This is a genomic window from Staphylococcus croceilyticus, from assembly GCF_002902575.1.
GTDB lineage: Bacteria > Bacillota > Bacilli > Staphylococcales > Staphylococcaceae > Staphylococcus > Staphylococcus croceilyticus.
In genome coordinates this window covers 1-12,365 of record NZ_PPRD01000006.1, presented here as the reverse complement: position 1 = coordinate 12,365, position 12,365 = coordinate 1, and the positions used below count along the sequence as shown (strand labels likewise).

Below are 12,365 nucleotides of genomic sequence, written 5' to 3'. Positions count from 1 at the left end.
ATTTAATTTTTCAATAGTTTAAATAAGTAGCGTCCTATGATGCCTAAAAATATAATAATGATACTACTAATTAAAGTAATATTTACTTTACCAATATTATCTTTTCCTTTTGTTTTGCTTTTCTCATCATCATTAGATTCAATTATCTTTTTATGACTATGAATATCCGCTTCATCTTCATTTTTACTTGAGTGTTTATCACTCGGCTTTTTCAAATCAGGCATTGAACCAATCTCACCTGTAATTAATCCTAAAACTTGTTCATCTAAATTTTTATAATATTCTCTAGCATTCAGAGGATTAAAATACTCAAATCTAAAGTAATTTGACTTACGTTGTAAAGAATTTAAATATTCATTATTAAATGTTTGCTTTTGAAAAAGTCTATAAAAATCTTGATCCGTGACGTTATCCTCATTTTCACCTAAACGATTAACACGATTAATAATAAATGGATTATATTTATATGAACCCGTCGCAAGTGTATTGAATCTGTGTAACAATGAGGTCCACCCATTATTTCCACTAGCATTATTATCATCGTAACTTACATATTGATGATTAAATTGATGGTCATTATATTTATGGTCATTTGTAGTAGATTGACCGTAATGCCCCTGTGGTTTAGTATTTGACTGGTTAGATGAAGCATAATGATTCTCCATTTGAGAATTACGCCCATGATTTTTATTAGGATAGATTTGGTGAATCATCGCATCTGAGACGTTTTGATTTCTTTGCTCTCCCTTATGCTTATAACCGTTTTGATAGTCATATCCATCGTTTCTATTAGACGATTGATGATGTTGTGACTGTGAACCATTGTCATTTGAAGTTTGATGAGACGTATCTTGATTAGAATTTCCTGAAGGCGTCTGATTATCATCCCAATTTGAATCATGTTTACTATCTTGGTCATTTTGTCCTTGATGCTGGCCGTTTATGTGGTGAGATGAATCTGATGAATTTGATTGTCCTGATTGATTTTTGTCATTATTATCAGAAGGTTTCGATTGATGTTGGTCCGAATCTTGTGAATCTTCATCTTGGTTTGACGGTGTTGTATGCGAATCCCCGCTTTGATCTGACGGCTGTTCACTTTGATCACCTTTATCCGAGTCATTTGTTTGACCATCTTCTGATGAAGAATGGGATGAATCATCTTTATTCTCATTATCATCTTTACTAGTATCATCTCCAGAACTTCCACTATCGTTATCATCTTTACTAGTATCATCCTCAGAACTTCCGTTATCGTTGTCATCTTTACTAGTGTCATCCTCAGAAGTTCCACTATCATTGCCATCATCATGAGTTTTCTCACTGCTACCATTTTCATCAGTATTTGGCTCGCCTTCTTGAGAACCCTCGTTTTGGCCATCCTGATTATTCTCATCACTTACATCGTTATTACCATCAGACTCTGAATTGCCATTGGAATTAGACGTTCCATCTTCATGTGATGGCTCATTGTTACCATTCTCCTCTGATGGTGGCTGAGTTTCATTTTCTTCCTCAGATTTAGGCGTCTCCTCAGATGGTTCCGATTTAGAGGTTGAATCTTCATTGTCATTCACTTCATCCGATTTCTCAGTAGATGGAACCTCTTCGCTTTCATGATTATTTAATTCATCACCCGTTTTACCTTCATCAGTTTCTTTCTCTTGAAAAGGCTGTTCCGAATGACCAGCATGATTATCATTGTTTGAAACATTTTCAATTTTTAACGCTTCATCTGATTGTGAAGTGTTTACATTTTTATGAGTATTCTCTGCTTCTACCGCTTCATTTGATGTTTCCTTTGCATGAACGTGTGGGCCAATTAACGATGTTCCTAAAGTTAGAAGTATTGTTACATGGGCTATTTTCTTTTTCACCAATCGTCACCTCCTTCTTTCTTTTAACACTTCTAGTATAAGGAATATAATTGTCTTATGCATGAAATTAAGAAGAATGATAAAGAATGTTAATACTTTTGAAACTTTTTGTTATATTTATTTTACTTATTGAAGCATAATATTTACACTTAACTTATATCATTTAAAACAAAGGAGACATAGATATGGGTTTATTTGATAAAGAAAACACAAAACCATTTTTAAAAGAAATTGAAAACAGACGTACAATTTATAAAACTGAAACATCTATTTCTATCAATGACGAAGAATTAGAGGAGTTAATTGAACATATTATTAAATACATGCCTTCAGCATTTAACTCTCAATCTACTCGTATTGTTTTATTATTAAACGATAATCACAGAAAATTCTGGGATAACACAAAAACTGTATTAAAAGATGTTATGGGTCCTGACCGTGACTTCGAACCTACCAACCAAAGAATTGAAGGTTTCAAACATTCTTACGGCACAATTCTTTATTTCGAAGATGAAGACGTTATTAAAGCACTACAAGAAAAAATGCCAAGTTACGCTGATAATTTCGCAAATTGGTCAGTACAAACTAATGCAATGCACCAATTTGCAATTTGGACTGCATTAAGTTCAAAAGGTATTGGCGCATCATTACAACACTACAATCCATTAGTTGATCAAATCACTACTCAAGAATTTGATATCCCAGCTTCATGGAAATTAGTTGCTCAAATGCCATTCGGTGACATTCGCGAAGAAGCAGGTGATAAAGAAATCCAACCAACTGATAATCGTTTTATCGTTAAAAAATAATTTACTTCTTTGAGGCTGGGCCATAAATAATATAATGATGCTATTTTGCAAATTCACAGTAGCTGACTGAACTGAGAAGGCGCTTAAATCAAGCTTTTCTCAGTTCTAGTCATCCTTGCGGGCGGGGCCCCAGCAAAGAGAATTTCACTAAGAAATTCTACAAGCAAAGCAAGCTGGGAGTGGGACGACGAATTTAAAAAGAATTCTGTCCCACTCTCTTTTTGATTTTCCTTAATTATTTTAGTACATTAAAAACAATTAGAGGGATGAGGAGCGATACTATGAGAATTCAATTATTTCAATTTTATGTTGAATATGGAAATGCTGAAAAAAATGAACAAAAAATTAAACAATGGTTTGAAAAAGAATTAAATGAAGATACTGAAGTCGTCGTTTTACCTGAAATGTGGAATAATGGGTATGCATTAGATGAATTATCACATAAAGCTGATAAAGAATTAGCTAGAAGTTTTCCTTTTATTCAAACACTTGCTAAAACATACGATGTAGATATAGTAGCTGGCTCGGTGTCAAATACACGTAATGGCAAAGTATATAACACCGCTTTTACTGTTTCAAAAGAAGGTCAAAGAATTAATAAATATGACAAGGTTCATCTAGTACCTATGTTAAACGAACCTGAATTTTTAGAAAGTGGCAAAACAGCTCCTGAACCATTCGCCCTTTCTTCAGGTGTTATCGCAACACAAATCATTTGCTATGATTTACGTTTTCCTGAACTTCTTAGATATCCAGCACGTGAAGGAGCACAAATCGGCTTTTATGTAGCACAATGGCCTACTCCTCGTCTAAACCATTGGAGAACTTTATTACAAGCACGTGCCATTGAAAACGATATGTTTATTATTGCATGTAATGGTACGGGTAATGATGGAAATACAGATTATGCGGGCCACTCAATGGTTATTAACCCTAATGGAGAAATCCTAGCAGAACTTGATCAAGAAGAAGAAAGTATTATAGTAGATATTGACATAGATGAAGTAGAACAACAACGTAATAATATTCCTGTATTTAAAAATTTAAGATTAGAACTATACAAATAAGTTTTATCAACATAAAAAAGCCGTGAGCTTGGGAGAGACTCACGGCTTACGTTTTATTAAGGGAATGTTTTTTTACATTTATTTTTCAATCTTTTTGGGGATGTTATTAATTATGAAAAATTATCATTTTATACAAATGATGTTACGATAGCTTTTATCGTTGAGAATAATTACCTTCTATTACATTTAATAGCTAAGTTAATCATTCTCGACTGAGTTTAATACTTCAGTCACTTTTTAATTAGTATTCATTAATAAGTTGGGATGGCTTATTAATGAATAAATCAACTACACGAAGAAAACAAAGTTAAATTACTTCTACTAAGAGCATTTACTAAATTGACAATGTAGATTCTGCCATTATAAACTATTATGAAGCTTTACTACAGCTACACAAACACTCCTTCCAACTTGGGGCAAGATGAAATGATTTTGCAACTACAAACAAAATCATCATCCTTTACTGCCAATAAAACAATAACTATTAAATTTAAAGACTAAGATTATTAAGTTGTTATCACATCTATGTGATATGTCTATATTAAAACACATACTCCACGCATTTTTGCAAAAACTTCTTAACTTGCAATTTTTTATACTAAACTGTATGTTTTTATATGTTAAAATATTATATGTATTTTAAATATAACAGTTAAGTATTGATTTTGAACAGTTAAGCAATGTTTTACAGACTGGTTGCACAAAATTGTATAATTGATTTAAGGAGAGTGGCACAATATTGAAAGCAATTGACAACCAAATTGAACGCTTTGCTTCATACTTACAACGAAAGAACAACCTTGATCATATTCAATTTTTAAAAGTGCGATTAGGGTTACAAGTTGTAGTAAGTAATTTAGCAAAGACAATTGTGACATATGGTGCTGCAATCATATTCCATACATTTCTATACACTTTAATCACACACGTTAGTTATTTTTTAATTAGACATTATGCACATGGAGCTCATGCTAGATCATCATTGCTATGTCATGTTCAAAATTTAATCTTATTTGTTGGTTTACCTTGGCTCGTTGTCTATTTTTCAATAAATTTGGGTATAATGTATACTGTTGCATCATTAGCGTTACTACTGATTATAGTGTACGCTCCAGTTGCAACCAAAAAGCAACCAATACCTCAACATTTAAGAGCACGAAAGAAAATTTTAGCAATTATTTTTTCATTATTGTTAATAGTTCTTTCATTAGTAATGCCTGAGCCATATAAACAACTCATTTTATTAGGAGTAACACTTGAAAGTATTACTCTATTACCAATATTTTTTCCTAAGGGGGACAATTAATATGAATTTATTAAGTGTTTTATTTGCAAAAGTCTTTAGCTTTATCTTTGGTTTAGTTGGAACTTTTTCAGTACAAGATGTATGTAGCTTATACTTTGATGAACCTGAAGTACCAGAAGAATTACAAAATCTCTCTGATAAATAATTAAAGGTAAGTGTATATGAAATGACGATTATTAATTTTGTACCATTATCAATTTTTCAAACTATAATGCTCATTTGGGTAGCAAAAATTATCATTGATATTAAATTTGAAAAAAGGGATTATTTAGCCATTTTAGGCATTATAATCCCTTCCTCTATATTGTTTTATTATTTTGACAGAAAATCTGTATTAATCTTAATCATTTTATGTATAATTTTCTTCTATACGAAAGTTAAGTTATGGTCAATTTTAGCTATTTTAATGTCGACTCTAGTAATGTATATAAGTAATTTTTTTACTGTATCTCTATTCTATTTATTAGGTAATAATTTAACTTTAAAGTTTACACTTTTAGTATTATATATGATTTCTTTTTCAATAATAGCTTTGATTTGTGCATACTTTATAAGATTTTTAGTTAATAGACTTAAAAAGACTTATCTTTTTTTCAATAATATTTACATACTAATTATTTCTTTATTTTTAGTATTTTCAATTATTACCTTATACCTTTATACGCAGAAATTTTACCTTGATTTAGAAGGATTACGATTATTTGCGTATGTATTTATAGGTATACTACTATTTTTAACAATTTGTATTGTTATTATTACTTACACCACTCAACGTGAACTTCGTTATAAGCGTAATATGGAAGAAATTGAAACGTATTACGAATATACGCTTCAAATTGAATCAATTAATAATGAAATGCGTAAGTTCCGTCATGACTATGTTAATATTTTAACTACTATGTCTGAATATATAAGAGAAGATGATATGACTGGTTTAAGAGCATATTTCAATGAAAATATTGTGCCTATGAAAGATAATCTTCAAATGAAATCGATTAAAATTAATGGCACAGAGAACTTAAAGGTTCGTGCTATTAAAGGCTTAGTGACGACTAAAATTCTTCAAGCTCAAGAGAAGAATATCCCTATTAGTATTGAAGTGCCAGAATTAGTAGAATACATTGAAATGAATACGATTGATTTAAGTCGAATTATTGGAATTATTATTGATAATGCCATTGAAGCTTCTGAGGATTTAGAGGATGCTTTAATTAGAATTGCTTTCATAAACACCGAAACTTCGGTTATGTTTATTGTAATGAATAAATGTAAAGAGGATATGCCTCGTATTCATGAGTTGTTCCAAGAACGCTTTTCAACTAAAGGAGAGAATCGTGGTTTAGGTTTAACGACTCTAAAAGAAATTACGGATTCTACTGAAAATGCGTTACTTGATACGACAATTGAGAACGGTTATTTCGTTCAAAAAGTAGAAATTATAAATAATATGTCATAAGGATGTGTAACGATGAAAATATTCATTTGTGAAGATGATGCAAAACAGCGTGAAAATATGGTTTCAATTATTAACAATTATATAATGATTGAGGAAAAACCAATGGAAATTGCGTTAGCTACAGATGATCCTTATGAGGTTATTGAGCAATCTAAAGAAATGAACGATGTAGGTTGCTATTTCTTAGATATTCAATTAGAAGCGGATATGAACGGTATTAAATTAGGTAGTGAAATTCGTAAATATGACCCAATTGGTAACGTTATATTTGTGACGAGTCATAGTGAATTAACTTATTTAACGTTTGTATACAAAGTATCTGCAATGGATTTTATTTTTAAAGATGATCCAAGTCAGTTGAAAACAAGAATTATTGATTGTTTAGAAACTGCGCATACACGCTTAAAGTTACTTTCTAAGGAAAGTAATGTGGAAACAATTGAATTAAAACGTGGTAGCAATTCTATTTATGTACAATATGATGACGTGATGTTTTTTGAATCATCAACGAAGTCACATCGCTTAATTGCTCATTTAGATAATCGTCAAATTGAATTTTATGGCAATCTTAAAGAACTTGCTCAGTTAGATGACCGCTTCTTTAGATGTCATAACAGTTTCGTCGTAAATCGACATAATATCGAATCTATTGACTCAAAAGAACGTATTGTGAACTTTAAAAATGGTGAGCATTGTTATGCTTCCGTTCGAAATGTAAAAAAAATATAAACATACAAAAGCACCAACTGATGACATTCATCTCAGTTGGTGCTTAAATTTTATTAATTCAAATCCTCTTTTACTTCTTCTAGTGTGGGGATACTTTCAATCGCACCATATTTAGTAGTCACTTTGGCTGCTACTAAATTGCTAAATTTAAGTATATCATAGCCTTCATTTTCAAATAGTTCAGTTATATTAGTTATTGCACTATTTAACATTCTGCTAATTACTGCTCCAACAAAGGCGTCCCCTGCTCCAGTTGTATCTATCGCTTTCACTTTGTAACCTTCATGATGAACACTTTCCCCATTTTTCAAGAAAATGGTAGCCCCTTTAGGACCTTGTGTATAAATGACCGCTTCAACATTGCCTTTAAATAATGATTGAATGGCCTCTGTTTCATCTACTTTCCCAGTAATAAACTCGAGTTCTTCATCAGAGACTTTAACAACGTGCGCTTTAGGAATAAATTCTTGAATCGCCGCTTTACATGCCTCTGCATTATCCCATAATGGTAATCTTACGTTCGGATCAAAGACGACGATACCATTTGCAGCTTCAAATTTCTCAATCATTACTTTATGAGAAGCTTTCATCTCACTTTCTACTAAATCGACTGAACAAAAATGTAAGATATCATGTTCAGATATTGTAATTTCATCTAAATATGATGGATGATATAGCATATCTGCAGATGGCTTACGGTAAAATGAAAAATCGCGTTGGCCATCTTCTTTTAAACTTACAAATGCGAGTGCCGTATTAGCCTCGTTTGTTCTTCTAATATATTGTGTACCTACACCAAGTTGATCTAACGTTTCTACAATGATATCGCCAAATGCATCGTGCCCTAGTTGTGTTACCATTTCAGCATTTGCACCTAATTTTTGAGCCACACTCGCAACATTCGCGGGCGCACCTCCTACTTGACGACTAAATTGTGTGACGTCTTTCAATTCAGAATTAGTTACATTAGGAATAAAATCGATTAATGCTTCGCCTAGTGCATATAATTTTCTCATTTATCTCTCACCTTTAAGTTCATATTTCGTAAATTGTAAATATACTTGTCCTGACATAGTAGATGTTTTAATTCCTGTTGCTGCTTCATCTGGAAAAATACGTGATGTAAGCACACGTTCGCCATCGTTACAGAATATTTCAATACTTGATGTATCTACAAAAATTTGTAAATGCGTCAGTGGCGTATCTAAAATGGTGCTACGCGTCATATCTGTTACATTATCTGGTAATAAACCGCTCTCTGTACGGTCTAATGTAATTTTTTGTTCTCTCGTATTATATGTAATAAGCGTTGAACATTTTCTGGAAGTACGTAATTCAAAATAAATTTCTGATGCTTCATTTTCCAAAATTTCAATATTTAATTCATATTGCGTGCCTTCATAAGGACGTAATATACGGGAAAATTTATCGGCGTAACCTAGCGCTGTTTCTTTATTTGTACGTAACTTCTCTAGCGCTTTAAGAGGGCGTTGTCGCAATTTACCATCTTCAACCGATAATTCGCGAGGAATGGTTAAACAATGCGCCCATCCTTCTTCATCAGTTGGATAATTAATTTCTGGCAACCCCATCCATCCAATTAATATGCGTTTACCATGTTCATCAACAAATGTTTGAGGTGCATAAAAATCAAATCCATTATCTAATTCGATAAATTCATTATGTTCGAATATTAGAGAATCAAAATCCAATTCACCGATTATATAACCTGATTGATAAATGTTTCTAAATTTATCGCCTTTAGCATCGAGACCTTGAGGACTAAATAAAATCACATCTTCCCCATCTAATTTGAAATAATCAGGACATTCCCACATATAGCCGAAATCTTCTAAACTAGTGTGCAATTCCCCTACAAATTCCCATTTATCAAGTTGACGCTCTATGGTTTTATAAAATAAAAAGCGACCTAATTCATTGATGTTTTGAGCGCCAATAATAGCGTAGAACTCGTTATCATGTTCAAATACTTTTGGGTCTCTAAAATGGCTGGTATAGCCTTCTGGTTGGTGGGAAATGACAGGCTGTTCAAATTTATGAATTGTTCCATCCTTCTCTACTTTGGCTATCATTTGACTAGCATAGCGCTCCCAATTGTCATCGCGATGATTTCCAGTATACATATAATATAAGTGACCCTCATGTTCAAAGGCACTTCCACTATATACGCCATGACTATCATATACCGTATCGGGCTTAAGTATCGGGCCTTGGGGTTCAAATGTTACTAGGTCTTCACTCGTATAATTAAACCAGTATTTCAAACCGTGAACAGCACCTAAAGGAAACCATTGATGAGAAACATAATATTTACCACCAAAATAGATTAAACCGTTTGGATCGTTAAGTAACCCTGTTTCAGGTTGAATATGATATGTTTGACGATATTTAGATGTTGCGACTCGATGTTTTAAGTCTTCTAATTGTGTTGATTCAACGTCTTCTAAACGACGATAGCGTTCTTCTCTTGACCATTCAGCCATGTTACCCCTCCAACGATAGAGATTATTATTAATTACATTTTATCATTTCTATTGGTATCGGTCCCACATTTAAACAATTATTCTATAATTTAACAGAAATGAGCGTTTTTGATGCTTCCTTTTCCGAAAAAATTAAATCATTTAACTGTTTCATAGCTTGTGTACCCGCCTCAAAATAATTAAACTTGATCGTGATAATTTCTGGTGATACCAATTGCGTCATGGGATCACCACCAAATCCATAGATAGACGGCATTTGCTTAGCATAATCCGTTTGGACACAATAGTTATGTATCGCTAAAGCAATCGAATCGGTTGCCCCAATAAGTGCATCCAACTTAGGCATAGTTTGAAGTATTTCTGCAACTTCGGGTTTCGCTTCTTCATACTTAAATGACGTTTCAAATACTTGAGGATGAATATTATATTGCTTGAGCGCCTCAAGCAAGCCCTGTTTACGTTCTATCCCGACAGCAATATCATCTTCTGTAACACCAAAGAAACAAAGGTTTTGAAGGTGTTGTTGACCAATCATCTCACCCACTAAGTATCCTGCTTGGTAATCATCATGAACAATACTGTGCATGTGCTCATGCGATTGTCCTACTAGAATAATAGGCACATCGATTTTTTGAATGACTTCAAGATGTTGCGCAGTTAACGTTGTAGCCATGAGTATAATGCCATCCACTTTGCTTCTTGAAAATGTTTCAAGTGCCGCAATCTCAGCATTGATATCTAATCCGGTATAATTTAACAGTAATTGATAGTGGTGTTGTTGACACACGCTGACAATACCTTTAACGGTTTCATCTACTGCATGAGAATTCATACGTGGAATAATTGCGCCAATAATATTTGTATGTTTCGCACGTAAACTTTGCGCGAATTGATTAGGTTGATAATCATGTTCTGCAATGATACGACTCAATTTATCCTTTGTTTTTGGACTTACAGATCCATTATTTAAAAAGCGGGAGACCGTACTTTTAGAGACCCCCGCTAATTTTGCGATATCTGATATATTTTTCATTATAATAATCACCTAAATTAATAGCCATTTACGATATATTTTATCATAATTGTAATCGCTTAAAATACTAATTTTCAACTTAGATATTCATTTAGAAACTTAAAATATAAAGACCGTAAGAAAACCCTTGTCAAACAAGGAGTCGAAATACATAACGACGGGAGTTTACAATTACAAGTAAATGACCTAGTTATGTATAAGACAACAATGAGTGAAAGGGTTGATTTGCAGTCTTTTAATATCTTTTATTTAATTTATTAAGCTCACCATAGAAGTATGCTTTCTCGCCATGAACGATTTCATCTAATCCTGTTTTGTCTTCTTCTTCAGTAGTTGCTAATGGCATCAGTTTTTGTAAAACTTTTCCAATAACCCAAGTTAAAAGAATAGTATAAATAACAACCACCACTACTGCAATAAGTTGTACTAATACTGCATGAATATTTCCAGTATAAACAAGACCATTATCAATATCCCCATTAACTGCGTGCGATTGAAAGACGCCAGTAAGCACCGCTCCAACTACACCGCCTACACCATGTATACCAAAAGCATCTAATGTATCATTATATTTAAATTTCTCTTTAATAATATTAATAACAAAATAACATGCGATACCACCACAAATTGAAATGATGTATGCGTTTAAATAACTCACATATCCTGCTGCAGGCGTAATAGCTACTAAACCTGCAAGCACCCCTGATAATAAACCAAGCAGGCTAAGCTTTTTAGTTACTATGTATTCAAGTACTAACCAACTGAAAGCACCCCCCCTAGCTGCAATCACTGTGTTTACAAATGAAGCTAATGCAACATCATTTAATGAATAGGCACTACCTGTATTAAATCCGTACCATCCCATCCAAACGAGAATACCACCAATTAATGTAATCAATAAATTATGGGGCTGAATTTTTTCGATTTTTTTACCATTACCAATCATAATGGCTAAGATAAGTCCTGATACCCCTGAGGTAATATGTACAACGGTTCCTCCGGCGTAATCTAATGCACCTAACTTACCTATCCAACCGCCACCCCAAACCCAGTGTGCTACTGGACTATAAATAACGATAACCCATATAATGATGAAAATTGTAAACGGAATAAATCTCATACGTTCCGCAATGGAACCAGATAAAATTGAGACCGCAATAGTACAAAACATCATTTGAAATAGCATAAATAACGCAAACGGCACATGCGGGCTCAAATCTTGATTAATCGCAAAGCCTACATGTTGTAAGCCCAAAAAGTCAAGGTTTCCAATTAAGTCATTTCCAGTTCCAAAACTTAATGTAAAACCAAATGTAATCCATGTGAAAGTTACGATAATCATCGCTGCCATACTTTGCATTACTGTGTTCAGCACGTTTTTAGATTGTACGAGACCACCGTAGAATAAACTTAACCCCGGTGTCATTAACCACACGAGTAAAGTACAAAGAAATAAAAAAATTGTGTCATCCATCTTCATAATTACCACTTCCTTTGAAAACATCATAATGATAGTTTTTCAATATGGCAAAAATTCGTAAGATAAAATGACACAATATGTTACATAATATAACATGGTAACTA

The 12,365-nt window shown here is 32.9% G+C and carries 11 protein-coding genes; 6 read left to right on the top strand and 5 right to left on the bottom strand.

Annotation, left to right across the window (positions count from 1 at the left end; translation table 11 throughout):
- Window positions 1-2: 2 nt before the first annotated feature.
- Window positions 3-1,877: an SdrH family protein gene (locus tag CD128_RS00935; protein ID WP_103328226.1), complete on the bottom strand. Its 1,875-nt coding sequence runs from the start codon at window positions 1,875-1,877 to the stop codon at window positions 3-5.
- 185 nt (window positions 1,878-2,062) lie between these two features.
- Between CD128_RS00935 and CD128_RS00930 the strand changes: the two genes are divergently transcribed.
- From CD128_RS00930 to agrA, 6 genes are all read left to right on the top strand, one after another.
- Window positions 2,063-2,686: a nitroreductase family protein gene (locus CD128_RS00930; protein ID WP_103328225.1), complete on the top strand. Its 624-nt coding sequence runs from the start codon at window positions 2,063-2,065 to the stop codon at window positions 2,684-2,686.
- 281 nt (window positions 2,687-2,967) lie between these two features.
- Window positions 2,968-3,753 carry a carbon-nitrogen family hydrolase gene (locus tag CD128_RS00925; protein WP_103328224.1) on the top strand — a complete coding sequence of 262 codons (786 nt, stop codon included), beginning with the start codon at window positions 2,968-2,970 and terminating at the stop codon, window positions 3,751-3,753.
- 739 nt (window positions 3,754-4,492) lie between these two features.
- Entirely contained in the window at window positions 4,493-5,059 is a 567-nt protein-coding gene (locus CD128_RS00920; RefSeq protein WP_103328223.1) for an accessory gene regulator AgrB, read from the top strand.
- A gap of 1 nt (window position 5,060) precedes the next feature.
- On the top strand, window positions 5,061-5,204 hold the full coding sequence (gene agrD / locus CD128_RS00915; protein ID WP_103328222.1) for a cyclic lactone autoinducer peptide AgrD: 144 nt from the start codon (window positions 5,061-5,063) through the stop codon (window positions 5,202-5,204).
- 21 nt (window positions 5,205-5,225) lie between these two features.
- On the top strand, window positions 5,226-6,515 hold the full coding sequence (agrC, locus tag CD128_RS00910; RefSeq protein WP_103328221.1) for a quorum-sensing sensor histidine kinase AgrC: 1,290 nt from the start codon (window positions 5,226-5,228) through the stop codon (window positions 6,513-6,515).
- A gap of 12 nt (window positions 6,516-6,527) precedes the next feature.
- Window positions 6,528-7,244 carry a quorum-sensing response regulator AgrA gene (gene agrA, locus CD128_RS00905; RefSeq protein ID WP_103328220.1) on the top strand — a complete coding sequence of 239 codons (717 nt, stop codon included), beginning with the start codon at window positions 6,528-6,530 and terminating at the stop codon, window positions 7,242-7,244.
- 53 nt (window positions 7,245-7,297) lie between these two features.
- Here agrA and CD128_RS00900 read toward each other — a convergent pair whose 3' ends face one another.
- The 4 genes from CD128_RS00900 to CD128_RS00885 form a co-directional block, all read right to left on the bottom strand.
- Window positions 7,298-8,260: a carbohydrate kinase family protein gene (locus CD128_RS00900; RefSeq protein WP_103328219.1), complete on the bottom strand. Its 963-nt coding sequence runs from the start codon at window positions 8,258-8,260 to the stop codon at window positions 7,298-7,300.
- Window positions 8,261-9,748 (bottom strand): sucrose-6-phosphate hydrolase, encoded by a 1,488-nt coding sequence (locus CD128_RS00895; protein WP_103328218.1) that lies wholly within the window; start codon window positions 9,746-9,748, stop codon window positions 8,261-8,263.
- A gap of 82 nt (window positions 9,749-9,830) precedes the next feature.
- The gene (locus CD128_RS00890) at window positions 9,831-10,781 is read right to left on the bottom strand and encodes a LacI family DNA-binding transcriptional regulator (protein WP_103328217.1); all 951 of its coding nucleotides are present in this window, start codon (window positions 10,779-10,781) and stop codon (window positions 9,831-9,833) included.
- 235 nt (window positions 10,782-11,016) lie between these two features.
- Complete coding sequence (locus tag CD128_RS00885; RefSeq protein WP_103328216.1) at window positions 11,017-12,261, bottom strand: ammonium transporter; 1,245 nt, start codon at window positions 12,259-12,261, stop codon at window positions 11,017-11,019.
- Window positions 12,262-12,365: the final 104 nt, after the last annotated feature.